This window comes from Burkholderia sp. BCC1644 (genome assembly GCF_902833225.1).
Lineage (GTDB): Bacteria > Pseudomonadota > Gammaproteobacteria > Burkholderiales > Burkholderiaceae > Burkholderia.
Genome location: NZ_CADFEI010000012.1, coordinates 205,502 through 229,444, shown reverse-complemented (window position 1 = coordinate 229,444; position 23,943 = coordinate 205,502). Strand labels below are relative to the sequence as shown.

Annotated in this window: 25 protein-coding genes and 1 tRNA gene; 19 read left to right on the top strand and 7 right to left on the bottom strand. The window is 66.5% G+C overall.

Annotated features, from left to right (window positions below; translation table 11 throughout):
• Window positions 1–93 precede the first annotated feature (93 nt).
• On the top strand, window positions 94–1,179 hold the full coding sequence (locus HWX87_RS24350; protein ID WP_176049654.1) for an AI-2E family transporter: 1,086 nt from the start codon (window positions 94–96) through the stop codon (window positions 1,177–1,179).
• Window positions 1,180–1,264: 85 nt separating this feature from the next.
• Here HWX87_RS24350 and purU read toward each other — a convergent pair whose 3' ends face one another.
• From purU to HWX87_RS24325, 5 genes are all read right to left on the bottom strand, one after another.
• The gene (gene purU, locus HWX87_RS24345) at window positions 1,265–2,149 is read right to left on the bottom strand and encodes a formyltetrahydrofolate deformylase (RefSeq protein WP_176049653.1); all 885 of its coding nucleotides are present in this window, start codon (window positions 2,147–2,149) and stop codon (window positions 1,265–1,267) included.
• A 56-nt stretch (window positions 2,150–2,205) separates the two neighbouring features.
• On the bottom strand, window positions 2,206–3,072 hold the full coding sequence (locus HWX87_RS24340) for an NUDIX hydrolase family protein (protein ID WP_176049652.1): 867 nt from the start codon (window positions 3,070–3,072) through the stop codon (window positions 2,206–2,208).
• 5 nt (window positions 3,073–3,077) lie between these two features.
• Window positions 3,078–3,692, bottom strand: coding sequence for a LysE family translocator (locus HWX87_RS24335; RefSeq protein WP_176049651.1), 615 nt, complete (start codon window positions 3,690–3,692; stop codon window positions 3,078–3,080).
• Window positions 3,693–3,733: 41 nt separating this feature from the next.
• On the bottom strand, window positions 3,734–4,300 hold the full coding sequence (locus HWX87_RS24330; RefSeq protein ID WP_176049650.1) for an adenine phosphoribosyltransferase: 567 nt from the start codon (window positions 4,298–4,300) through the stop codon (window positions 3,734–3,736).
• 77 nt (window positions 4,301–4,377) lie between these two features.
• Window positions 4,378–6,384: a monovalent cation:proton antiporter family protein gene (locus HWX87_RS24325; RefSeq protein ID WP_176049649.1), complete on the bottom strand. Its 2,007-nt coding sequence runs from the start codon at window positions 6,382–6,384 to the stop codon at window positions 4,378–4,380.
• A gap of 125 nt (window positions 6,385–6,509) precedes the next feature.
• Here HWX87_RS24325 and kdsD point away from each other — a divergent pair, with 125 nt between their 5' ends.
• The 11 genes from kdsD (at window position 6,510) to HWX87_RS24270 (ending at window position 15,752) form a co-directional block, all read left to right on the top strand.
• Window positions 6,510–7,493, top strand: a complete 984-nt coding sequence (gene kdsD, locus HWX87_RS24320; RefSeq protein WP_176049648.1) for an arabinose 5-phosphate isomerase KdsD — start codon at window positions 6,510–6,512, stop codon at window positions 7,491–7,493.
• The gene (locus HWX87_RS24315; RefSeq protein ID WP_176049647.1) at window positions 7,493–8,029 is read left to right on the top strand and encodes an HAD family hydrolase; all 537 of its coding nucleotides are present in this window, start codon (window positions 7,493–7,495) and stop codon (window positions 8,027–8,029) included. Before kdsD ends, HWX87_RS24315 begins: the two co-directional genes overlap by 1 nt.
• 3 nt (window positions 8,030–8,032) lie before the next feature.
• Window positions 8,033–8,647 carry an LPS export ABC transporter periplasmic protein LptC gene (lptC, locus tag HWX87_RS24310; RefSeq protein WP_176049646.1) on the top strand — a complete coding sequence of 205 codons (615 nt, stop codon included), beginning with the start codon at window positions 8,033–8,035 and terminating at the stop codon, window positions 8,645–8,647.
• A gap of 20 nt (window positions 8,648–8,667) precedes the next feature.
• Window positions 8,668–9,333 (top strand): lipopolysaccharide transport periplasmic protein LptA, encoded by a 666-nt coding sequence (gene lptA / locus HWX87_RS24305; RefSeq protein WP_176049645.1) that lies wholly within the window; start codon window positions 8,668–8,670, stop codon window positions 9,331–9,333.
• The gene (gene lptB, locus HWX87_RS24300) at window positions 9,330–10,106 is read left to right on the top strand and encodes an LPS export ABC transporter ATP-binding protein (protein ID WP_034189275.1); all 777 of its coding nucleotides are present in this window, start codon (window positions 9,330–9,332) and stop codon (window positions 10,104–10,106) included. The genes lptA and lptB overlap by 4 nt, the downstream gene beginning before the upstream one ends.
• A 170-nt stretch (window positions 10,107–10,276) precedes the next feature.
• Entirely contained in the window at window positions 10,277–11,782 is a 1,506-nt protein-coding gene (locus tag HWX87_RS24295) for an RNA polymerase factor sigma-54 (protein ID WP_176049644.1), read from the top strand.
• 157 nt (window positions 11,783–11,939) lie between these two features.
• A complete protein-coding gene (gene raiA, locus HWX87_RS24290) occupies window positions 11,940–12,299 on the top strand; it encodes a ribosome-associated translation inhibitor RaiA (RefSeq protein ID WP_006477786.1) in 360 nt (119 codons plus the stop codon).
• 195 nt (window positions 12,300–12,494) lie between these two features.
• The gene (locus HWX87_RS24285; RefSeq protein ID WP_034195643.1) at window positions 12,495–13,007 is read left to right on the top strand and encodes a PTS sugar transporter subunit IIA; all 513 of its coding nucleotides are present in this window, start codon (window positions 12,495–12,497) and stop codon (window positions 13,005–13,007) included.
• A gap of 129 nt (window positions 13,008–13,136) precedes the next feature.
• Window positions 13,137–14,105 (top strand): HPr(Ser) kinase/phosphatase, encoded by a 969-nt coding sequence (gene hprK, locus HWX87_RS24280; RefSeq protein WP_011353227.1) that lies wholly within the window; start codon window positions 13,137–13,139, stop codon window positions 14,103–14,105.
• Between the two features lie 75 nt (window positions 14,106–14,180).
• Window positions 14,181–15,089 carry an RNase adapter RapZ gene (rapZ, locus tag HWX87_RS24275; protein WP_176049643.1) on the top strand — a complete coding sequence of 303 codons (909 nt, stop codon included), beginning with the start codon at window positions 14,181–14,183 and terminating at the stop codon, window positions 15,087–15,089.
• A 27-nt stretch (window positions 15,090–15,116) separates the two neighbouring features.
• Complete coding sequence (locus HWX87_RS24270; protein WP_176049642.1) at window positions 15,117–15,752, top strand: LON peptidase substrate-binding domain-containing protein; 636 nt, start codon at window positions 15,117–15,119, stop codon at window positions 15,750–15,752.
• 49 nt (window positions 15,753–15,801) lie between these two features.
• Here HWX87_RS24270 and mutY read toward each other — a convergent pair whose 3' ends face one another.
• Together mutY and mutM are read right to left on the bottom strand one after the other, a co-directional pair.
• Window positions 15,802–16,908 carry an A/G-specific adenine glycosylase gene (gene mutY / locus HWX87_RS24265; protein ID WP_176049641.1) on the bottom strand — a complete coding sequence of 369 codons (1,107 nt, stop codon included), beginning with the start codon at window positions 16,906–16,908 and terminating at the stop codon, window positions 15,802–15,804.
• A gap of 24 nt (window positions 16,909–16,932) precedes the next feature.
• On the bottom strand, window positions 16,933–17,760 hold the full coding sequence (gene mutM, locus HWX87_RS24260; protein ID WP_176049640.1) for a bifunctional DNA-formamidopyrimidine glycosylase/DNA-(apurinic or apyrimidinic site) lyase: 828 nt from the start codon (window positions 17,758–17,760) through the stop codon (window positions 16,933–16,935).
• Window positions 17,761–17,846: 86 nt separating this feature from the next.
• Here mutM and HWX87_RS24255 point away from each other — a divergent pair, with 86 nt between their 5' ends.
• The 7 genes from HWX87_RS24255 to pth all read left to right on the top strand — a co-directional run bounded on the left by HWX87_RS24255 (window position 17,847) and on the right by pth (window position 23,826).
• Window positions 17,847–19,670: a tetratricopeptide repeat protein gene (locus tag HWX87_RS24255; protein WP_176049639.1), complete on the top strand. Its 1,824-nt coding sequence runs from the start codon at window positions 17,847–17,849 to the stop codon at window positions 19,668–19,670.
• Complete coding sequence (lolB, locus tag HWX87_RS24250) at window positions 19,670–20,293, top strand: lipoprotein insertase outer membrane protein LolB (protein WP_176049638.1); 624 nt, start codon at window positions 19,670–19,672, stop codon at window positions 20,291–20,293. The genes HWX87_RS24255 and lolB overlap by 1 nt, the downstream gene beginning before the upstream one ends.
• 25 nt (window positions 20,294–20,318) lie before the next feature.
• Window positions 20,319–21,200: a 4-(cytidine 5'-diphospho)-2-C-methyl-D-erythritol kinase gene (gene ispE / locus HWX87_RS24245; RefSeq protein WP_176049637.1), complete on the top strand. Its 882-nt coding sequence runs from the start codon at window positions 20,319–20,321 to the stop codon at window positions 21,198–21,200.
• Between the two features lie 55 nt (window positions 21,201–21,255).
• Window positions 21,256–21,332: transfer RNA gene (locus HWX87_RS24240), tRNA-Gln, on the top strand.
• A gap of 44 nt (window positions 21,333–21,376) precedes the next feature.
• Complete coding sequence (locus HWX87_RS24235; protein WP_176049636.1) at window positions 21,377–22,339, top strand: ribose-phosphate pyrophosphokinase; 963 nt, start codon at window positions 21,377–21,379, stop codon at window positions 22,337–22,339.
• A 161-nt stretch (window positions 22,340–22,500) separates the two neighbouring features.
• Complete coding sequence (locus HWX87_RS24230; protein WP_176049635.1) at window positions 22,501–23,106, top strand: 50S ribosomal protein L25/general stress protein Ctc; 606 nt, start codon at window positions 22,501–22,503, stop codon at window positions 23,104–23,106.
• A gap of 120 nt (window positions 23,107–23,226) precedes the next feature.
• A complete protein-coding gene (pth, locus tag HWX87_RS24225; RefSeq protein ID WP_006477776.1) occupies window positions 23,227–23,826 on the top strand; it encodes an aminoacyl-tRNA hydrolase in 600 nt (199 codons plus the stop codon).
• Window positions 23,827–23,943 lie beyond the last annotated feature (117 nt).

Genomic DNA, 23,943 nt, shown 5'->3' with positions numbered 1-23,943 from the left:
GGTTCTCCACACGCACCAATCCGGTGCGGCGCCGGGCGAACACGGCTCTGCCGCGCATTCCGCGGCATGACACACGAACGACAGGAATCCACGATGGAGAAGCAACCAGACTCGTCGCGCGATGCGCAGAATCGCGAACCGCACCTGCGCAGCGTGCGGCTGACGAGTGACTTCAGCCTGCCGAAGCTGTCGGCGCTCGAGATCGGCAGCTACCTGTTCGCGATCCTGGCCATGTGGCTCGTGATCGAGCTCAAGCTGCTCGGCGGGCTGCTGGCCGGCCTGCTCGTCTACCAGCTGATCCACACGATCGCCCCCGTGATCGAACGCCACACCACGAGCATGCGCGCGCGCTGGGTCGCCGTCGTGTTGCTGTCGATCGCGATCGTCGGCGCGCTGACGAGCCTGACGATCGGCATCATCGAACACTTCGAGCGCACGGTGCCGAACCTGCAGAGCCTGCTCGACCAGCTGATGCAGATCGTCGAGCAGACCCGCGCGCGCACGCCGGCCTGGATCGCCAACCTGCTGCCCGTCGACGTCGAGCAGATGAAGACGAAGGCCGCCGTGCTGATGCACTCGCACATGGACCAGCTCCAGCAGAGCGGCAAGAGCGTCGCCCGCGGCTTCGGCCACATACTGTTCGGCATGATCATCGGCGCGATGATCGCGATCGGCGTCGAGCACGGCAAGGTGCGCCGGCCGCTGTCGACCGCGCTCGTCACGCGCGTGTCGCGCTTCGCCGACGCATTCCGCCGAATCGTGTTCGCACAGATCAAGATCTCCGCGATCAATGCGGTGTTCACCGGCATCTACCTGCTCGTCGCGCTGCCGATCTTCCACCAGCGGCTGCCGCTGTCGAAAACGCTCGTGCTCGTCACGTTCATCGTCGGCCTGCTGCCCGTGATCGGCAACCTGATCTCGAACACGCTGATCGTCGCCGTGTCGCTGTCGGTCAGCATGGGCACCGCGATCGCGTCGCTCGCATTCCTCGTGATCATCCACAAGCTCGAATACTTCCTGAACGCGAAGATCATCGGCGGCCAGATCGAGTCGCGCGCGTGGGAGCTGCTGCTCGCGATGCTGATCATGGAAGCCGCGTTCGGGCTGCCCGGCGTGATCGCCGCGCCGATCTTCTATGCGTACCTGAAACGCGAGCTGTACCTGCTGCGGCTGATCTGAAGCAGCCAGCGCGCTCAAGCAATAAAAAACGCCGCACCCCGTAAAGGGTGCGGCGTTTTTGCTGGTACGGGCCCGCGCCGGTCAATCAGCGAAATACGACCGTCTTGGTCCCGTTCAGCACGATCCGGTGCTCGACGTGCCACTTCACCGCGCGTGCGAGCGTCACGCACTCGACGTCGCGGCCGATCGCGGTCAGCTGGTCGGGCGTCATGCTGTGGTCGACGCGCTCGACTTCCTGCTCGATGATCGGGCCTTCGTCGAGATCGGTCGTCACGTAGTGCGCGGTCGCGCCGATCAGCTTCACGCCGCGGTCGAACGCCTGGTAGTAAGGCTTCGCGCCCTTGAAGCTCGGCAGGAACGAATGGTGGATGTTGATCGCGCGCCCGGCGAGCTGCTGGCACATGTTCGGCGACAGGATCTGCATGTAGCGCGCGAGCACGACGAGATCGGCCTGGTGCTCGTCGATCACTTCCAGCACGCGCGCTTCCTGCGCGGCCTTCGCGGCATCGGTCGAACCGCCGATCAGCGGGAAATGATGGAACGGGATGTTGTAGCTCGCGGCGAGCTGGTAGAACTCCTTGTGGTTCGACACGATCGCCGGTATCTCGATCGGCAGCTGGCCGGTGCGATAGCGGAACAGCAGGTCGTTCAGGCAATGGCCGATCTTCGACACCATGATCACGACGCGCGGCTTCACGGCCGCGTCGTGCAGCTCCCAGCGCATCGAGAACTGCTCGGCGAGCGGTGCGAACTCCTTGCGCAGCGTGTCGAGCGCCGTCGCGGCATCCGTGCCGTCGCCGTCCTGCTCGAAGTGCACGCGCATGAAGAACTCGCTGGTGCGGCTGTCGCCGAACTGCGCCGAATCGAGGATGTTGTTGCTGCGGTCGAACAGGAAGCCCGAGACCGCGTGGACGATGCCGTGCCGGTCGGGGCACGACAGTTTCAAGATAAAGCTGTGATCGGTCGGCATGACCGCTACTCCCTTTGTTTCCGTATTCGTCAAATTGCCCGTTCGCCGCGACTGCGTCACGCGGCCGGGGCGAACAGCGCGTCGATGCCGGCCGCGTCGGCCGCCGGAATCCAGCCGTGGCGCAGCAGCGTGTCGAGCGTCGCGAGGCTCGCGTCCATCGTCGCGCGGCCTTCGCGCAGCCAGCCGATCACCTCGGGCACGCCGGCCAGCAGGTGCTCGGCCACTTCGCCGTCCTGGTTGCGCGGCGCGAAATCCTGCGGCAGCGGCAGGTCGTACACGAAAATCAGTTCGGACTGCGTGCCTTCCGGCAGCGAATTCAGCACCTGCACCGCGCGGCCCGCGATCGCGCGCGCGGCCAGTTCGGGCGGAATGCCGGCTTCTTCCCAGCACTCCTTCGCGAGCGTCTCGTGAACGCCCAGGCCCCAGCCGATACCGCCCGCGACGACGTTGTCGAGCATGCCGGGGTCGGTGGCCTTGGTCTCGCTGCGGCGGCCGAGCCACATCTGCGGCACGGTCGTCGCGCGCGGCTCGCCCGGCGCAACCGCATATTCTACGATGCCGTTCACGTGCACCGCATAGGTCTGCGTGCCGAAGAAGCGCGACGCGGCGCGCTCGATGTACGCGAGCGGCGGATCGTCGAAGCGGTTGCGGATCGCGTAGATCTCGTCGCGCCAGCCGGGAATCGCGCCTTCGGCCGCGAGCGCGCCGATCGCACTTGCCAGCGCCATGCTGCGCGCGTCGACCGAGTCGTAGCGCGCCGACAGCACGACACGCTCGCCGGGCAGCTCGAACACGTCGGGCCAGCGCGCGAGCTTCGCGACGTCCTGGCGGCGCACCCAACCGACCGCCTGGCCGGCGATCTCGAAACGCAGGTGCGCGGCCGGATCGAAACGTCGCGCGGCCGCGATACTCGGAAACGTCATCGCGATCAGTCCTTCAGCGCGACGCGGATGCCGATCGCGATGAACGTCGCGCCGGCAATCCGGTCGAGCCACACGCCGGCCTTCGGGCGGCGCTTCAGCCATGCGCCGATCATGCCCGCGCCGACACCGAACAGCGAGAAGACCACGGCCGTCTGCAGCATGAACAGCGCGCCGAGCTCGAACATCTGCAGCGTCACGCCCTGCGCGCCATGCGGATCGACGAACTGCGGCAGGAACACGACGAAGAACAGCGTGACCTTCGGGTTCATCAGGTTGCCGATCACGCTCTGCCGGAAGATCGTGCCGAGCGGCTGCGGCGGGCGCGCGTGCGCGTTCGCGAGGCCCTGGCTGCGCAGCGCCTTGATGCCGATCCACACGAGATAGGCCGCGCCCGCGAGCTTCAGGATCTGGAACGCGACCGGCGACGAACGCAGCACGGCCGCGACGCCGAGCGCCGCGAGCGTCGTGTGGAACAGGATCCCGGCGGTGAAGCCGAGCGCGGCGACGAAGCCGGCCGCGCGGCCCTGCGAGATGCCGCGCGCGAGCACCTGCAGGTTGTCGGGACCGGGCGCGAACGTGATCGCGATCGACGTGGCGAGAAACAGCATGAAATTGGGCATCGTGACCTCGCTGTATGACGGACGCTGACGCTGGCCTGCGCTCAGTGGCCGCCGAATTCGGTAACGGTATAGACGGGCAGGCCCGCGTTGCGCAGCAGCGCCGAGCCGCCGAGATCGGGCAGGTCGATGATCGCCGCGCCTTCGACGACCACTGCGCCGAGCCGCTGCAGCAGGTTGCGCCCCGCCATCATCGTGCCGCCGGTCGCGATCAGGTCGTCCATGATGATCACGCGGTCGCCGGGGCGGCACGCGTCTTCGTGGATCTCGACCGTCGCGCTGCCGTATTCGAGGTCGTACGATTCCGAGCGCGTCTTGTACGGCAGCTTGCCGACCTTGCGGATCGGCACGAAGCCGACGCTCAGCTCGTACGCGACGATCGGCGCGATGATGAAGCCGCGCGCGTCGAGGCCCGCGACGTAGTCGAGCTTCGCATCGACATAACGTTCGACGAACAGGTCGACGAGGATGCGCAGCGCCTTCGGGCTCTGCAGCAGCGTCGTAATGTCGCGGAACTGCACGCCCGACTGCGGCCAGTCGGGCACCGTGCGGATCTGGCTGTGGATGAAGGCGACCGGATCGAGCGGTGCGCCCGACGACGAATGCGGCATGAAACTCTCCGAAAAAAACGGTGCGCGAAGATCGGGCACCGTTTCGAATAAATACGGGTCAGGTTGTGAATCGCGACTCAAGCGGCCGCGGCCGGCGGATCGCGCCGATGACGGGACAACCGCTCTTCCGCGAGCGCGAGCGCCTCGGGCAGCCCGCGCAGCACCACGATGTCGCTCGCGCGCAGCTTGGTCTGCGGATCGGGTTCGACGCCGCGGATGCCGTGCCGGCGGATCGCCGTGACTTCCAGCCCGAGCGCATACAGCCCGAGTTCTTCCAGCGAACGCCCGACCGCGTCCGCGCGCGCATCGACCGGCACCGATTGTAGCCGCACCTGCTCGTGGTCGTCGTCGTCCGCGTCGTCCGCACCGCGGAAATAGCCGCGCAGCAGGCTGTAACGCTCGTCGCGCATTTCCTCGACGCGCCGCACGACCTTGCGCATCGGCACGCCGACCAGCACCAGCGTGTGCGACGCGAGCATCAGGCTGCCCTCGACGATTTCCGGAATCACCTCGGTCGCGCCGGCCGCGAGCAGCTTCTCGAGATCGGCATCGTCGACGGTACGCACGATCGCCGGCAGCGTCGGCTCGAGCTCGTGCACGTGGTGCAGCACGCGCAGCGCCGACGGCGTGTTCGCATAGGTGATCGCAACGGCCGCCGCGCGGTGGATACCGGCCGCGAGCAGCGACTCGCGGCGCGCCGCGTCGCCGAACACGACCGATTCGCCGGCCGTCGCGGCCGCGCTCACGCGATCGGGGTCGAGATCGAGCGCGACGTACGAAATGCCTTCCTGTTCGAGCATCCGTGCCAGGTTCTGCCCCGCACGGCCGTAGCCGCAGATGATCACGTGGCCGCGCTGCTTCAGGCTTTGCGTCGCGATCCGCGTCATCTGCAGCGACTGCTGCATCCATTCCGTCGACGACAGCCGCATCACGATCCGGTCGGCGTTCTGGATCAGGAACGGCGCGGCGAGCATCGACAGCAGCATCGACGCGAGGATCGCCTGCAGCAGCGTCGAATCGACGAGATGCCGGTCGAGGATCAGGTTCAGCAGCACGAAGCCGAATTCGCCGGCCTGCGCGAGGCCGATGCCGGTGCGCATCGCGACGCCCGGCGTCGCGCCGAACAGCCGCGCGAGCCCCGCGATCATCGTCCCCTTGAACAGGATCTGACCGACGAAGAAGCCCAGCACGAGCAACGGGTGCTCCCAGATCACGCGCGGATCGAGCAGCATCCCCGTCGTCACGAAGAACAGGCCGAGCAGCACGTCGCGGAACGGCTTGATGTCCTCTTCCACCTGATGGCGGAACGGCGTCTCGGAGATGAGCATCCCCGCGATGAACGCGCCGAGCGCGAGCGACAGGCCGAAGCGGTCGGTGATGAACGCGGCGCCGAGCGTGACGAGCAGCAGGTTCAGCACGAACAGTTCCTGCGAGCGGCGCCGCGCGACGACGTTGAGCCAGCGCGTCATGAAGCGCTGGCCGATGACCAGCAGCAGCGTGAGTGCGATCACGATCTTCACCGCCGCGAAGCCGAGCGTGATCGCGAGGTCCTTCGACGATTCGGCGCCGAACGCGGCGATCACGATCAGCAGCGGCACCACCGCGAGATCCTGGAACAGCAGCACGCCGAAGATGTTGCGGCCGTGCTCGGTCTCGATCTCGAGCCGCTCGGCGAGCATCTTCGACACGATCGCCGTCGACGACATCGCGAGCGCGCCGCCGAGCGCGATGCTGCCCTGCCACGTGATGTGCACCCAGTGCTCGAACACCATGCCGAGCACGAGCGCGAGCACGAGCGTCGCGACCACCTGCAGCAACCCGAGCCCGAACACGAGCCGCTGCATCGCCCTCAGCTTCGCGAGCGAGAATTCGAGGCCGATCGAAAACATCAGGAACACCACGCCGAATTCCGCGAGGTGCTCGGCCCGTTCGAGATCCGCGGCGATGCCGAACGAATGCGGGCCGACCAGGATGCCGACGGTCAGATAGCCGAGCATCGGCGGCAGGTTCAACGAGCGGAATACGACGACGCCCACCACCGAGGCCAGCAGCAGCAGCAGGGTCATTTCGAGCGGGGAAATCACAGGCGAAGCGTCCTCGTTCGTCGGGGCCACGGCAATGCGGGCGCGGGTGGTGGCGGTGGACAGGCGACATCGGACGAGACCGAAGGCCCGGCGCGGCGAACAAACGCCTTTGCTATACTCCGCGCATGATAGCGAAAATCAATGATGACCGGGCGCTCGCGCTCGCCCGCGACGTGCTCGACATCGAGGCGGACGCCGTGCGCGCGCTGCGCGACCAGCTCGACGGCGGCTTCGTCCAGGCCGTCGCGCTGCTGCTCGGCTGCCGCGGCCGCGTGGTGGTGTCCGGTATCGGCAAATCGGGGCATATCGCCCGCAAGATCGCAGCCACACTGGCCAGCACCGGTACGCCGGCCTTCTTCGTCCACCCCGCCGAGGCCAGCCACGGCGACCTCGGGATGGTCACCTCCGACGACGTCTTCATCGGCATCTCCTATTCCGGCGAGTCGGAAGAACTCGTCGCGATCCTGCCGCTCGTGAAGCGGATCGGCGCGAAGCTGATCGCGATCACGGGCCGCGCGGAGTCGAGCCTCGGCACGCTCGCCGACGTGAACCTGAACGCCGCGGTGTCGAAGGAAGCGTGCCCGCTGAACCTCGCGCCCACCGCGAGCACGACCGCTGCGCTCGCGCTCGGCGATGCGCTTGCCGTCGCCGTGCTCGACGCGCGCGGCTTCGGTTCGGAAGATTTCGCGCGCTCGCACCCGGGCGGCGCGCTCGGCCGGCGCCTGCTCACCTACGTGCGCGACGTGATGCGCTCGGGCGACGACGTCCCGTCAGTCGGGCTCGACGCGACGCTGTCGGACGCGTTGTTCCAGATCACCGCGAAGCGCCTCGGCATGACGGCCGTGGTCGACGCCGGCGGCAAGGTCGTCGGCATCTTCACGGACGGCGACCTGCGCCGCGTGCTCGCGCGCGACGGCGATTTCCGCACGCTGGCGATCACCGACGTGATGACGCGCGACCCGCGCACGATCGCACCCGATCATCTCGCGGTCGAAGCCGTGGAACTGATGGAGCGCCACCGGATCAACCAGATGCTCGTGGTCGATGCCGACGGCGCGCTGATCGGCGCGCTGAACATGCACGACCTGTTTTCGAAGAAGGTGATCTGATGAGCGCAGCGCTGACTGCGGCCGAACGCGCGAGCCGCGTGAAGCTCATGATTTTCGACGTCGACGGCGTGCTGACCGACGGCGGCCTGCTGTTTACCGCGGCCGGCGACACGATGAAGTCGTTCAATTCGCTCGACGGTCACGGCGTGAAGCTGCTCGGCGAAGCCGGCATCGCGACCGCGATCATCACGGGCCGCCGCTCGGACATCGTCGCGGCGCGCGCGAAGGAAATGAAGATCGCGCACCTGTTCCAGGGCGTCGAGAACAAGCTCACCGTGTTCGCCGACCTGATCGCGTCGCTCGGCCTCACCGCCGACGCGTGCGGCTACATGGGCGACGACTGGCCCGACCTGCCCGTGATGCTGCGCTGCGGCTTTGCGACGGCCCCCGCGAACGCGCACCCCGAGGTGATCGCCCGTGCGCACTGGGTGGCCGAGGCCCGCGGCGGCCAGGGCGCCGTGCGCGAAGTCTGCGACGCGATCCTGCGCGCGCAGCGCCGCTACGACGCGCTGCTCGCAGCGGCCTGCGGAGCCTGACGGATGAATACGCATTTCCGCTGGACCCAGCTGCTGCCGCTCGTCGCGGTCGCCGCGCTCGCGGGCATCACGTGGTGGCTGCTGCAGGCCACGCTGCCGCCGCCCGGCGAGGGCATCGTGCAGCCGAAGCGCCACACGCCCGACTATTTCGCGGACAACTTCTCGGTCACCGAGCTCGACCAGTCCGGCACGACCCAGTACCGGCTGACGGCCGCGAAGCTGATCCATTACGAAGACACCGAAAACAGCGACCTGACCGATCCGGCCATGCGCGCGTTCCAGCCCGGCAAGCCGGTCGTGACGACCACCGCGAAGCGCGGCACCGTCAACGGCGACGTGTCGATCGTCGATTTGTACGACAATGCGCGCATCCTCCGTGCGGCCGGCGGCGGCGATCCGCAGATGCAGGCTGATTCCCAGCATTTCCGGATCTTCGTCAATGACGATGTGATCCAGACCGAAAAGCCGGTTAAACTTCAGCGCGGCCTGTCGCTCGTCAACGCGACCGACGGCATGAAGTACAACAACGTCACCCGGGTCATCGAGCTTTACGGCAACGTGCGCGGCACGATCGCCGCCGCGGACACGTCCGGCGGCTCGAAAGGTCAACCCAAGTGACGCATCCCTCACGTGACTGCATGAACGAACCGTTCCCTCGACAGATTTCCGGCGGCGCTGCGCGCGCCGTCCGCGCCGCGCTCGCCGCGACGCTCGTGGCGCTCCCGCTGATCGGGCTGGCGCCGCTCGCCCATGCCGAGAAGGCCGACCAGAGCAAGCCGATCAACGTCGAGGCCGACAACCTGACCTATGACGACCTGAAGCAGGTCACGGTCGCGACCGGCAACGTCGTGATCACGAAGGGCACGATCATCATCAAGGGCGATCGCGTCGAAGTGCGCCAGGACCCGGAAGGCTATCAGTACGCAACGTCGTTCGGCAGCAGCAAGAAGCACGCGACGTTCCGCCAGAAGCGCGAAGGCCTCGACGAATACATCGACGGCGACGGCGAGCGCATCGACTACGACGGCAAGCAGGACCTGACCACGCTGACGACCGCCGCGACCGTACGCCGCCTGCAGGGCACGTCGACTGTCGCCGATACCGTGCACGGCAGCGTGATCACGTACGACGGCCAGCGTGACTTCTACACCGCGAAGGGCGGCAAGGACGTCGCCGCGCCGGGCAACCCGAACGGCCGCGTGCGCGCGATGCTGTCGCCGAAGAATGGCGGCCCCGCGCCGCTGAACGGCGCGCCGGCGAAGCTGTCGCCGTCGACCACGATCCAGGGAGCGCCGGGCCAATGAACGCGCTACCGAACCGCCAGCCGGCCGGCACCACGAGCTCGCTCGTCGTCCGCAACCTGAAGAAGCGCTACGGCTCGCGCACGGTCGTCAAGGACGTGTCGCTCGACGTGAAGAGCGGCGAAGTCGTCGGCCTGCTCGGCCCGAACGGCGCCGGCAAGACCACGTCGTTCTACATGATCGTCGGCCTCGTGCCGCTCGACGCGGGCGAGATCTCGCTGAACGGCAGCTCGATCAGCCTGCTGCCGATTCACAAGCGCGCGTCGCTCGGCCTGTCGTACCTGCCGCAGGAAGCGTCCGTGTTCCGCAAGCTGACCGTCGAGGAAAACATCCGCGCGGTGCTCGAGCTGCAGCACGGCGAAGACGGCAAGCGGCTGTCGAAGGACGCGATCTCGTCGCGCACCGAGGCATTGCTCGACGAACTGCAGATCGGCCACCTCCGCGAGAACCCCGCGCTGTCGCTGTCGGGCGGTGAGCGACGCCGCGTCGAAATCGCACGCGCGCTCGCGACCAACCCGAACTTCATCCTGCTCGACGAACCGTTCGCCGGCGTCGACCCGATCGCGGTGCTCGAGATCCAGAAGATCGTCAAGTTCCTGAAGCAGCGCAACATCGGCGTGCTGATCACCGATCACAACGTCCGCGAAACGCTCGGCATCTGCGATCACGCGTACATCATCAGCGACGGCTCGGTGCTCGCCGCCGGCGCACCGAGCGAAATCATCGAAAACGAAAGCGTGCGCCGCGTGTACCTCGGCGAACACTTCCGCATGTAACGCTCTCTCGTGGCTGGCTGCCCCCGCCCGGCATCGCCGCGCGGGGCGGCTCCCCGCTTTGCAACCATGCCCGCGGCCATGCTTGCGGCCGGGCCGCGCGCCGCGCGTAATCGCGGATGGCTCAACGCGCCTGGGTCGTGGCAAACTGCCGGTATGACTCCCTCCTTGCCATGAAAGCCAGCCTTCAACTCCGCCTGTCGCAACATCTGGCGCTGACGCCGCAGCTGCAGCAGTCGATCCGGCTCCTGCAGTTGTCGACGCTCGAATTGCAGCAGGAAGTCGCGATGGCCGTCGCGCAGAACCCGCTGCTCGAGAACGACGACGAATGGATCGCGAGCCCGCTGCGCGTCGCGGCGGACGGATCGCTGATCGCGCAGACGCCGCCCGCGCAGAACACCGAGCCGGCCTCGTCAAACGGCAGCAGCACGTCCAGCGATCGTGCGGAGCGCGACGAGCGAGGCGGCGCCGACGATTACGACGGGTATGGGTCCGGCGACGGCAACGACGGCCCGCAATGGAATCTCGATGAGTTCGGCCGCGCGAGCGGCGCGTCCGACGACGACGACCTCCCACCGCTGCAGGTGCAGGAAGCCGCGACGTCGCTGCGCGACCACCTGTCCGCGCAGTTGCGCGTCACGCAGGCCGGCCCGCGCGATCGTGCGCTCGTGATGTTCCTGATCGAATCGCTCGACGACGACGGCTACCTGACCGCGACGCTCGACGAAGTGCTCACCGACCTGCCGCCCGAGCTGGAAATCGACTGCGACGAACTGAACGCGGCGCTCGCGCTGCTGCACAGCTTCGACCCGGCCGGCGTCGGCGCGCGCTCGGCGTCCGAATGCCTGAAGCTGCAACTGCTGCGCCTCGATCCGTCCCCGACACGCACGCTCGCGCTCGAGATCGTGTCGCAGCATCTCGAACTGCTCGCCGCCCGCGATTTCACACGGTTGCGCAAGCACCTGAAGGCAAGCGACGACGCGCTGCGCGACGCGCATGCGCTGATCCGCTCGCTGGAGCCGTTCCCCGGCGCCGCGTACGGCAAGGCCGAGGCCGACTACGTCGTGCCCGACATCATCGTGAAGAAGGCCGGCCAGGGATGGCTCGCGGAGCTCAATCCGGAAGTCGTGCCGCGCCTGCGGATCAACAACCTGTACGCGAACATCCTGCGCAACAGCCGCGGTGATCCGTCGGCCGGTTCGCTGAAGCAACAGCTCCAGGAAGCGCGCTGGCTGATCAAGAATATCCAGCAGCGTTTCGACACGATCCTGCGTGTCGCGCAGGCTATTGTCGAGCGTCAGAAGAACTTCTTTGCGCACGGTGAAATTGCCATGCGCCCCTTGGTTTTGCGGGAAATAGCTGATACGCTGGGCCTACACGAGTCGACTGTCAGCCGTGTGACAACCGGGAAGTACATGCTGACCCCGTTCGGGACGCTTGAATTTAAGTACTTCTTCGGATCTCACGTCTCGACCGACACCGGTGGCGCCGCTTCGTCGACCGCCATCCGAGCCCTGATCAAGCAACTGATAGGAGCTGAAGACCCAAAATCGCCACTTTCGGATAGCCGCATTGCCGAGCTGCTGGCAGAACAGGGGTTCGTGGTCGCGCGCCGCACGGTTGCGAAATATCGCGAAGCCCTCAAGATCCCGGCCGTCAATCTGCGAAAGTCTCTTTAGGCCTGCTGCCTGCCCGGCGGCAGGCGTGTTCCGGCCACCGCGCACACGGGGAACAGGCCGGGCGACCTGTCAGCGATACGCCGCCACGTGCGGCAGGGCAAGTCGACCGGAGCGCCGCCTCGATGCGGCCGGGTGGTCACTCGCTTGGAGAAGCACTATGAACCTGAAGATCAGTGGACATCATCTCGAAGTCACGCCTGCAATTCGCGAATACGTGATCACCAAGCTGGACCGGGTGCTACGGCATAGCGATCAGGTGATCGATGGCACTGTGATCCTCTCGGTCGACAATCACAAGGAAAAGGACAAGCAGCAGCGCGCGGAAATCAACCTGCACCTGAAGGGCAAGGACATCTTCGTCGAAAGCGCGAACGGCAACCTGTACGCTGCGATCGATTTGCTGATCGACAAGCTGGATCGCCAGGTCGTCAAGCACATGGAGCGCCTGCAAACGCACGCGCACGACCCGATCAAGCTTCAACCGTCGATCGACCAGATCGAACTGCCGCCGCAATAACCTTCACTGCAACACGCACGCCGCCCGGTTCGCCGGGCGTTTTTTTTGCGACTCCGCGCTATGGTGCAACCGGTCCGACCGTGCCGCGCCACGCACGCGGCTGTGCTCTATAATGTTTCGGTTATCGCCGGGGGGCGTTGGGTGCGGTAGCTGCGTAGCAGGTTGCCGATGCCACATGCCTTGATATCACCGAACATGGAAAATCAGTCTGCCGCAGCAAGGAGACCCCAGGCCGCCCAATCGCCTGCCAACATGAATCGCCTAGCCAAAATCCTGCCCATAGAGAACGTCGTCATCGACCTCTCAGTCACCAGCAAGAAACGCGTCTTCGAACAAGCCGGGCTGATGTTCGAGAATCAGAACGGCATCGCCCGCAGCACCGTCACGGACAACCTGTTCGCGCGGGAGCGCCTCGGTTCGACCGGGCTCGGCGAAGGGGTCGCGATTCCGCACGGTCGCATCAAGGGTCTCAAGCACCCGCTCGCCGCGTTCGTCCGCCTCGCCGATGCCATCCCGTTCGAAGCGCCCGACGGCCAGCCGGTCGGCCTCCTGATCTTCCTGCTCGTCCCCGAGCAAGCCACCCAGCAGCACCTCGAGATCCTGTCGGAAATCGCGCAACTGCTATCCGATCGCGACGCGCGCGAGCGTCTGCACAACGAAACGGATATCGCCGAGTTGCATCGCCTGCTCACTCAGTGGCAACCTTGAGTTGATCCGGGCGGAATTTTTTCCGGTACGAGGCGGCACATGCCGCCGTCCAGGGCCGCCCGGCGCCGGCTCGGCATGGCGACGCCCGTCGCCGCGCGCATGCACCGGCTCATTGGAGTGACGAGAGTCATGGATACGTCCAGCATCAACGCCCAGAGCATCTTCGACGACAACGCGGCCACGCTGAAACTGAGCTGGCTGACGGGGCATGAAGGCTGGGAGCGCGGCTTTTCCGCCGACACCGTCGGCAATGCGACGTCGAGCGCCGACCTCGTCGGCCACCTGAACCTGATCCACCCGAACCGGATCCAGGTGCTCGGCGAAGCCGAGATCGACTACTACCAGCGGCAGACCGACGAAGACCGCTCGCGCCACATGGCCGAGCTGATCGCGCTCGAGCCGCCGTTCCTCGTCGTCGCCGGCGGCGCCGCGGCCCCGCCCGAACTCGTGCTGCGCTGCACGCGCTCGTCCACCCCGCTGTTCACGACGCCGATGTCGGCCGCCGCGGTGATCGACAGCCTTCGGCTCTACATGTCGCGCATCCTCGCGCCGCGCGCGACGCTGCACGGCGTGTTCATCGACATCCTCGGGATGGGCGTGCTGCTGACCGGCGATTCGGGCCTCGGCAAGAGCGAACTCGGCCTCGAACTGATCAGCCGCGGCCACGGCCTCGTCGCCGACGACGCGGTCGATTTCGTCCGACTTGGCCCCGATTTCGTCGAAGGGCGCTGCCCGCCGCTGCTGCAGAACCTGCTCGAAGTGCGCGGCCTCGGCCTGCTCGACATCAAGACGATCTTCGGTGAAACCGCCGTACGGCGGAAAATGAAGCTGAAGCTGATCGTCCAGCTCGTACGGCGCCCCGACGGCGAATTCCAGCGCCTGCCGCTCGAAAGCCAGACCGTCGACGTGCTCGGCTTGCCGATCAGCAAGGTCACGATCCAGGTGGCGGCCGGCCGCAACCTGGCGGTGCTGGTCGAGGCGGCCGTCCGGAACACGATCCTGCAGTTGCGCGGAATCGACACGTTGCGCGATTTCATGGATCGGCAACGACTCGCGATGCAAGATCCCGACAGTCAGTTCCCCGGCAAACTGGTGTAACCCGCACGCGCCGGCCGCGCAACGCCGACGCGTCGAGCCGGTGCTATGATGAAACGTCAGGATTCTCTGCTTCCCATGCGCATCGTCCTTATCACCGGCATCTCCGGCTCAGGCAAATCCGTCGCGCTGAACGCGCTCGAAGACGCAGGCTATTACTGCGTCGACAACCTGCCGCCGCACGTGCTCCCCGAACTCGCCCGCTACCTCGCCCAGAACGGCCAGCAGCGGCTCGCGGTCGCGATCGACGCGCGCTCGAGCGCGTCGCTCGACGAAATGCCCGGCCTGATCCGCGAACTGTCGGGCGAGCACGACGTGCGCGTGCTGTTCCTCAACGCAAGCACCCAGGCGCTGATCCAGCGATTCTCCGAAACGCGCCGCCGCCATCCGCTGTCCGGCTCGCTGTCGCACGATGCGGACGTCGGCCTGCTGTCGTCGCTCGAGGAAGCGATCGAGCGCGAGCGCGACCTCGTCGCGCCGCTCGCCGAATTCGGCCACCAGATCGATACGAGCACGCTGCGCGCGAACGTGCTGCGCACCTGGGTCAAGCGCTTCATCGAGCAGAAAGACAACGACCTGATGGTGATGTTCGAGTCGTTCGGCTTCAAGCGCGGCGTGCCGCTCGACGCCGACCTGATGTTCGACGTGCGCGCGCTGCCGAATCCGTACTACGACCACGAGTTGCGCCCGCTCACCGGGCTCGACCAGCCGGTCATCGCCTTTCTCGACGCACTGCCGATCGTCCACCAGATGATCGACGACATCCATGCGTTCCTGATGAAATGGCTGCCGCACTTCCGTGATGACAACCGCAGCTACCTGACCGTCGCCATCGGCTGCACGGGCGGCCAGCATCGCTCGGTGTTCATCGCGGAAACGCTCGCCGCGCGCCTTGCGCACGAGGCGAACGTGATCGTGCGGCATCGTGACGCGCCAGTGGATGTCGACGCGTCGTCGCGGCTCGTCTCCGAGGTCGCCCGACCCTAGCGACGCCCGCTCCCTTGTCAGCGCGCCATGTCCTCCCTATCGACCTCCCTGATCGACCTGCCGCTGTTTCCACTGCACACGGTATTGTTTCCGGGAGGCCTGCTCCCGCTCAAGGTGTTCGAGGCGCGCTATCTCGACATGTCCCGCGCGTGCCTGCGCGATGACGCGCCGTTCGGCGTGTGCCTGCTGAAGAGCGGGCCGGAGGTCGCGCAGGACGGCGCCGTGTCGGTGCCCGAGACCATCGGTTGCATGGCGCGCATCACCGAGTGCGATACCGGTGAATTCGGGATGCTGTATCTGCAGGCGGTCGGCACGCAGCGTTTCGAGCTGCTGTCGTATCGCGTGGAAGGCAACGGACTGCTGGTCGGCATCGCGGAGCCGCTGCCCGACGACATCCCGCTCGAAGGCGAGCAGACGCTCGCTCAATTCGGTTCGTGCGCCGAGGTGCTCGAGCGCATCATCAACGCGCTGAAGAAGTCCGATCCGGAGAAAATGCCGTTCGGCGAACCGTTCCGCCTCGACGATCCGAGCTGGGTGTCCAACCGCCTCGCGGAACTGCTGCCGCTCGACCTGCGTGCGCGGCAGAAGCTGATGGAGTTTCCGGATGTCGGCGCACGCATCGACGCCGTGCACCACGTGCTCGACCGGCACGGCTGGCTGTAAGCGTCGCCGGCCCGGCGATTGCCGGGCAACTCGGCGCCCTCTCCCTTCGTTACAACAGCGGCCCGCTCAGTGCGTCGAGCAGCTTGCGCACGGGCGCCGGCACGCCGTACGCATCGAGCCGGCTCAGCGGCACCCACGCGGTATCGGCGTCTCGTGCGGACGAAGGCAATCCGCCGCCGTCCGCCACGTCGCTCAGCCGCGGCTCGATCTCCAGCCGGAAATGCGTGAACGTGTGCATGAGCGGCGCGAGCGGCACCGTGCCGCCACCGCCGAAGCCGCGCGCGAGTTCCGCGAGTGCGGCATCGCCGTCCGCTTGCGGCAGGCTCCACAGCCCGCCCCAGATGCCGGTCGGCGGCCGCCGTTCCAGCAACACGGCGTCGCCGTCACGCAGCACGAGCATCCAGGTCTTGCGCGTCGGCACGGCCTTCTTCGGCCGCGCGGCCGGCAGTTCGCGCTGGCGGCCCGTGGATTGCGCGACGCAGTCGCCCACGAACGGGCAGCGCGCGCAATCGGGCTTGCCGCGCACGCACAGCGTCGCGCCGAGATCCATCAGCCCCTGCGTATAGGCGCTCACGTCCGCCGCGTTCGCCGCGTCGGGCAGCAGCGATTCGGCGAGCGCCCACATGTCGTTCTCGACGCGCTTCTCGCCCGGAAACCCCTCGACGCCGAACACGCGCGCGAGTACGCGCTTCACGTTGCCGTCGAGAATCGTCGCGCGCGCGCCGTAGGCGAACGACGCGATCGCCGCGGCCGTCGAGCGGCCGATGCCCGGCAGTTCGGCCAGCGCGTCGGGCGTTGCCGGAAACGCACCGCCATGCTCGGCAACGACGACCTGCGCGCAGCGATGCAGGTTGCGCGCTCGCGAGTAGTAGCCGAGCCCCGCCCACAGCGCCATCACGTCGTCGGTCGGCGCGGCCGCGAGCGCGGCAACGTCGGGGTAGCGTTCGAGAAAGCGCGTGTAATACGGAATGACGGTCGACACCTGCGTCTGCTGCAGCATGATTTCCGACAACCAGATCCGGTATGGATCGCGGGTGTTCTGCCACGGCAGGTCGTGGCGGCCGTGCTCGCGCTGCCACGCGACGAGGCGCGTGGCGAACGTGCGATGCAGCGGCGTGACGGGGAACGGAGCGGGGGCGATGCGGGGCGGCTTCAAGTTATCTAATCGTGAAAAAAGGTTTCAACGCTGGCAGGTCGGGCAGAAATAGGTCGATCGCTGGCCCTGCACGATCTGGCGGATCGGCGTGCCGCATACGCGGCACGGCTGGCCCGCACGGTCGTAGACGAAGCAGTCGAGCTGGAAGTAGCCGCTTTCGCCGTTGCTGCCGACAAAATCGCGCAACGTGCTGCCGCCGCGCTCGATCGCGTCGGCAAGCGTCGCACGCACTGCGTCGGCCAGCCGCTCGTAGCGCGGCAGCGAGACCTTGCCGGCGGCCGTCGTCGGCCGGATGCCGGCACGAAACAGGCTCTCCGACGCATAGATGTTGCCGACGCCGACGACCATGTCGCCCGCGAGCAGCGCCTGCTTGACCGACACCGTGCGGCCGCGCGTGCGCGCGTGCAGCAGCGCGCCGGTGAACGCGGGCGAGAACGGCTCGACACCGAGGCTCGCGAGCAGCGGATGCGCATGCACGTCGCCCGCTTCGCGCGGGTGCCACAGCACGGCGCCGAAGCGGCGCGGGTCGCGGAACCGCAGCACGAATTCGTCGAAGATCCAGTCGATGTGGTCGTGCTTCGCGGCGACCGGCACGCCGGCCGCGGGCAACACGCGCAGCGTGCCCGTCATGCCGAGATGGACGATGAACCAGCCGGCGTCGACCTCGAACAGCAGATACTTGCCGCGCCGCTCGACGGCGATCACCTCGCGCGCGCGCAACTGCTCGGCGAGCCCCGCCGGCACGGGCCAGCGCAGCATCGCGGTACGGACGTCGACACGCTCGACGCGGCGGCCTGCGACAAAGGGCTCGATGCCCCGGCGCGTGACTTCGACTTCTGGCAACTCTGGCATGTTTTGCAGGTCTGAGACTGGATTACCGATCGTGCGTGTATTGTAGCGAGCGCGTTACAATCGGTTGAAACATCGAACGGATTTCCATGACCCTGCCCTCGAAGCTGCTTCAGAAGCGTCCCGCCGCCGTGCGCGGCGCGCGCGCCTTCCCGGTCCGCCGTGCACTCGGCGCCGCGTTGTTTGCCGCCTGGACCCTCACCGCCTTCCCGGCCCACGCGCAGGATCCGGCATCGGACGACGCGGAGCCGCAGGGTGCGTTCGAGCATGTGATGCCGGACGAGCAGAAGAATCTCCCCGGTGTGCCGCTGACGAGCCAGATCGTCTACCAGGTGCTCGCCGCCGAGGTCGCGCTCCAGCGCAACCAGCCGGCCCCGGCCTACCAGACCTACCTCGCGCTCGCCCGCGACACGCGCGATCCGCGCATGGCGCAGCGCGCGACCGAAATCGCGCTCGGTGCGCAGAGCCCGGCCGACGCACTGTCCGCCGCGAACCTGTGGCGCCAGTACGCGCCGGATTCGAACCGGGCGTCGCAGGTCGACGCCGCGCTGCTGGTGCTCGCCGGCAAGCCGGCCGACGCGCAACCGATGCTCGCGCGCGAGCTGGCCCGCGCGACCGGCGAGACGCGCGGCCCCGCGATCCTCGCGCTGCAGGCATTGCTCGTGCGCGGCTCCGACCGCGTCGGCGGCCTCGCGGTGCTGAAGGACATGCTGAAGAGCGACATGAACCGGCCCGAGGCGCAGCTCGCGATCGCGCGGCAACAGCTCGCGGTCGACGACAAGGACGGCGCCGCGCAGTCGCTGAAGCAGGCGCTGGCGCTGCGCCCCGACTACCTGCCGGCGGCGCTGATGCTGTCGCAGATGGGCCCGGCGGAACGCGCGGCCGGCATCGCGTCGTTCGAGAAGTATGTTCAGCAGAATCCGAAGTCGCGCGATGCGCGGCTGGCGCTGTCGCAGCTGTATCTCGCCGACGATCGCCTCGAGGACGCGCAGAAGCAGTTCGAGACGATGCGCAAGCTCGACTCGAAGGATCCGACGCCGCTGATGGCGCTCGCGCTGATCAAGATCCAGCAGAAGAAGCTCGACGAAGCGACCGCCTACCTGAAGCAGTACGTGCAGCTCGGCGACAAGCAGCCGAACCTCGACGTCGGCCAGGGCTACATCTACCTCGCGCAGATCGCGATCGACCAGAACAACGACGCGCAGGCGTCGCAATGGCTCGACAAGGTCGACCAGACGAGCCAGCACTACCTGCCCGCGCAGATCACGCGCGCGCAGCTGCTGCAGAAACAGGGCAAGACCGACGAGGCACGCAAGGTGCTCGACGACCTGCCGATCACCGATCCGCGCGACGCGGCCGTGGTCGCACGCACCGATGCGTCGATCCTGTTCACCGCGAAGCGCTATCCGGAGGCCGAGGCACGGCTCGGGCAGGCGGTCCAGGACTTCCCGGACGATCCCGACCTGCGCTACGACTACGCGATGGCGGCCGAAAAGACCGGCCACTACACGACGATGGAAAAGCAGTTGCGCGAGCTGATCCGCACGCAGCCCGACAACCCGCAGGCGTACAACGCGCTCGGCTATTCGCTGGCCGACCGCAACCAGCGCCTGCCCGAAGCCAGCAAGCTGATCGACAAGGCGATGACGCTTGCGCCGAACGACGCCTACATCATGGACAGCCTCGGCTGGGTGAAGTACCGGATGGGCGATACGGCCGGTGCGACGAAGGTCCTGCGGCGCGCGTACGAACTGCAGCCGAACGCCGAAATCGGCGCACACCTCGGCGAAGTGCTGTGGAAGAGCGGCGCGCAGGACGACGCGCGCACCGCGTGGCGTGACGCGCAGAAGCTCGAACCCGACAACGACACGCTCGTGCAGACGCTGAAGCGCCTCCAGGTCAACGGTCTCTGATGCGGATGTTCCCGACGCTTTCCCTGTCCTCCCGCGCGCAGCGCACGCTGGCCGCGGCCGGCGCGGCGCTCGCGCTCGCCGGCTGCGCGAGTACGCCACCGTCGGCCGGCGCGCCGACGACGGGCGCGGTGCTGCAAACGGCCGCGACGCACGCTTACCATGGCCGCTTCGCGGTGCAGTACGACGACCGTCTCGGCAAGCAGCAGCACGTGTACGGCAACTTCGACTGGCAGGAGCACGGCGACGACGTGTCGCTCGAGCTGCGCAGCCCGCTCGGCCAGACGCTCGCGATCGTGAAATCGACGCCGCAGGCGGCCTCCCTCGAACTGCCGAACCGTCCGACGCAATACGCACCGGACGTCGGCGACCTGATGCAGAAAACGCTCGGCTTCGAACTGCCGCTCGCCGGCCTGCGCTACTGGCTGCTGCCGACGGCCGCACCCGCGACGCAAGCGGAAACCGTGCGCGACCCGGCCGACGGCACGCGCGTCAAGCAGATCCGCCAGGACGGCTGGACGATCGACTACCTTGCCTACGCGGATGCCCCGGCCACGGGCGTCAAACGCGTCAACCTCGTGCGCGCGACACCGCCGCTCGATATCAAGCTCGTGCTCGACCAGTGAGCACCGGCCCAGCCCAGACATACGCATGACCGATTCGACCCGCTCGCTGCGCAACTGCCTTGCGCCCGCGAAACTCAACCTGTTCCTGCACATCACCGGCCGCCGCCCGAACGGCTATCACGATCTGCAGAGCGTGTTCCAGCTGCTGAACTGGGGCGATACGCTGCACTTCACGCTGCGCGACGACGGCCGTGTCGCGCGCGTCACCGACGTGCCCGGCGTGCCCGAGGAAAGCGATCTCGTCGTGCGCGCGGCCAATCTGCTGAAAGCGCATACGGGCACCGCGCACGGCGTCGACATCGAGATCGACAAGCGCCTGCCGATGGGCGCCGGCCTCGGCGGCGGCAGCTCCGACGCGGCGACGACGCTGCTCGCGCTGAACCGCCTGTGGCAGCTCGACCTGTCGCGTGCCGAGCTCCAGTCGCTCGCGGTCAAACTCGGCGCAGACGTCCCGTTTTTTATTTTTGGAAAAAATGCGTTCGCAGAGGGTATCGGAGAGGAATTAGCTGAGGTACAATTGCCGACTCGCTGGTTCTTGGTTGTGACGCCAAGCGTTCATGTCCCGACCGCTGAAATATTTTCAGATGAGTTGTTGACAAGAAATACGAAGCCCGTCACAATTGCTGACTTTCTTGCACAGCAAACCAGCGATGCGGGATGGCCAGACAGCTTCGGCCGGAACGACATGCAGGGAGTTGTAACAAGGAAGTACGCGGAAGTTGCGCAGGCGGTTAAATGGTTGTATGATTTGACCCCCGCGAGGATGACCGGCTCCGGAGCAAGCGTGTTTGCAGCGTTTCACAGCAAGCACGAGGCAGAAGCGGCGAAAGCCAAGCTGCCCGCCAGTTGGAACGGCGCAGTTGCCGAGAGTCTGAACGAGCATCCGCTCTTCGCTTTCGCGTCATGAAGTTTTACTTTGCCGAACGGCCTACACGAGTTCGGTGAAGCAGTCAGTTAAGTGTAGGGGAGTCGCCAAGTTGGTCAAGGCACCGGATTTTGATTCCGGCATGCGAGGGTTCGAGTCCTTCCTCCCCTGCCAAAAATTTTCCCGCATTTCCCGCCCAAGCCTGAAGCAGGTGCACGATGAGCAGCCACAGCCATGATGGCCTGATGGTCTTTACTGGCAACGCGAATCCCGCGCTCGCCCAGGAAGTCGTCAATATCCTTGGTATTCCCCTCGGCAAAGCAATGGTCAGCCGTTTCTCCGACGGCGAGATCCAGGTCGAGATCCAGGAAAACGTGCGCGGCAAGGACGTCTTCGTCCTGCAATCCACGTGCGCGCCGACGAACGACAACCTGATGGAACTGATGATCATGGTCGATGCGCTCAAGCGCGCATCCGCCGGCCGGATCACCGCAGCCATCCCCTACTTCGGCTATGCCCGTCAGGATCGACGCCCGCGTTCGGCGCGTGTCGCGATCTCGGCGAAGGTCATCGCGAACATGCTGGAAATCGCCGGCGTCGAGCGGATCATCACGATGGATCTGCACGCCGACCAGATTCAAGGCTTCTTCGACATCCCGGTCGACAACATCTACGCAACGCCGATCCTGCTGGGTGACCTGCGCAAGCAGAACTACTCGGATCTGCTCGTCGTTTCGCCGGACGTCGGCGGCGTGGTGCGTGCCCGGGCACTCGCGAAGCAGCTCAACTGCGATCTCGCGATCATCGACAAGCGTCGTCCGAAGGCGAACATCGCCGAAGTGATGAACATCATCGGTGAAGTCGAAGGCCGCACCTGCGTGATCATGGACGACATGGTCGATACGGCCGGCACGCTCTGCAAGGCCGCACAAGTGCTGAAGGATCGCGGTGCGAAGCAGGTGTTCGCGTATGCGACGCACCCCGTGCTGTCGGGCGGCGCCGCAGACCGCATCGCCGCATCGGCACTCGACGAGCTGGTCGTCACCGATACGATCCCGCTGTCGGCCGAATCGCTCGCCTGCCCGAAGATCCGCTCGCTGACGAGCGCGAGCCTGCTGGCCGAGACGTTCTCGCGTATCCGCCGCGGCGATTCGGTGATGTCGCTGTTCGCGGAATCCTGATCGCGAATCGACCGAACAAAGCATGCGCAGAAAGCGAAGCGGCAACGCTTCGCTTTTTGCACAATCGGACGGGATAGACGAAACCCCGGCCGTTTCATCAGGGGCCGCCGTTTGACGGCCCCGTTTTACTGCCTGGTCGCGGGCAGCTATTGGAGAATCATATGAAAGTCGTCGCTTTCGAGCGCCAAGAGCAAGGTACGGGTGCGAGCCGCCGCCTGCGCAACGCTGGTAAGACCACGGGTATCGTTTACGGTGGCGAAGCAGCCCCGCAAAAGATCGAACTCGATCACAACGCCCTGTGGCACGCCCTGAAGAAGGAAGCTTTCCACTCGTCGATCCTCGACCTCGAAGTGGCTGGCGCATCGCAACAGGTTCTGCTGCGCGACGTGCAATACCACCCGTTCAAGCAACTGGTGCTGCACGTGGACTTCCAGCGCGTTGACGCGAAGAAGAAGCTGCACACGAAGGCACCGCTGCACTTCCTGAACGCAGAAGTCAGCCCGGCCGTGAAGCTGTCGAGCGCGATCGTTTCGCACGTCGCGACGGAAATCGAAATCGAGTGCCTGCCGGCTGACCTGCCGGAGTTCCTCGAAGTCGATCTGTCGAAGATCGAAGCCGGTCAATCGCTGCACGCGAAGGACATCACGCTGCCGAAGGGCGTCGCGCTGGTCTCGCACGTCGAAGCGGAAAACCCGGTTGTCGCATCGGCAACGATCCCGGCTGGTGCCGTGTCGGACGCAGCCGAAGGCGAAACGCCGGCTGCCTAAGCGGCTGCCTACGCGCCCCATCGATCCGTTTCTCGAAACGGTCGACGCAACCCGCCGCGGCTTGCCCGGCGGGTTTTTCTTTTTCTGCGCCCAGGCGGCCGTTGCCGCCTTCGAAACGTCATGATCAAACTGATCGTCGGCCTCGGCAATCCCGGGGCGGAATACACCGCGACGCGCCACAACGCCGGCTTCTGGCTGATCGACCAGCTCGCCCGCGAAGCCGGCACGACGCTGCGCGACGAACGCCGCTTCCACGGCTTCTACGCGAAAGCGCGCCTGCACGGCGAGGAAGTCCATCTGCTCGAGCCGCAGACCTACATGAACCGCTCCGGCCAGTCGGTCGTCGCGCTCGCTCAATTCTTCAAGATCCTGCCCGACCAGATCCTCGTCGCACACGACGAGCTCGACCTGCCGCCCGGCACCGTGAAGCTGAAGCTCGGCGGCGGCAGCGGCGGCCACAACGGCCTGAAGGACATCACCGCGCACTTGTCGTCTCAGCAATACTGGCGGCTGCGGATCGGCATCGGCCATCCGCGCGACCTGATTCCGGAAAGCGCACGCGCCGGCGCGAAGCCCGACGTCGCGAATTTCGTGCTGAAGCCGCCGCGTCGCGAAGAGCAGGACGTGATCGACGCGTCGATCGAACGCGCGCTCGCCGTGATGCCGATGGTCGTCAAGGGCGAACTCGACCGCGCGACGATGCAGCTGCATCGCAACTGATCCAACCTCGCACCGGCCCGGTGCATCGGGCCGTCCGGCGTCGCCGGGCGGCTTCGCCCGCCCCACCGCGACGCGCACATGCGGTAATCTCGACGTTTTGCCCGACAGGAGCCAAGC